Below are 410 nucleotides of genomic sequence, written 5' to 3' on the forward strand. Positions count from 1 at the left end.
GGCGACAGCGCGACGATCCGTCCGTACCGGTCGACCGCCAGGGCGCAGGCCGACAGCGCCTGGAACGCGCCGGCGAGCACCAGCGCCCCGTCCCGCCCGATCGCGTGCGCCGTCATGGCGGCGTCGCGGCAGTGGTGCGCGATCGCCGCGAAAGCGGTGCGCCCGGGCGTGTCGATCGTCCCCTGCCGGGCCGAGCGGCAAACCACCAGCACCAGTTCGACGAAATCCTCGCGCCACACCGTCGTGAAGCAGAGGTGCGGGGCGTCGTAAGGATTGTAGAACTCTCCCCAGATCGGCAGCCGCCGTCGATCCTCCGCCGAGGTGATCTCCGCTTCCGTGATCACCTGCAGCGTGGGCGCCACGATCCCGGCCCGTACCACGGGATTGATCGCCGGATCGGCGCCGCCGAT

General features: G+C 71.2%; 1 protein-coding gene. It reads right to left on the minus strand.

Annotated elements, in window-relative coordinates; genetic code table 11:
* On the minus strand, positions 1-410 hold a 410-nt coding region (locus tag A33M_RS03545; protein ID WP_040619152.1), incomplete at both ends, for a hypothetical protein.

The sequence above is a fragment of the Rhodovulum sp. PH10 genome (assembly GCF_000293785.1).
Classification (GTDB): domain Bacteria; phylum Pseudomonadota; class Alphaproteobacteria; order Rhizobiales; family Xanthobacteraceae; genus Rhodoplanes.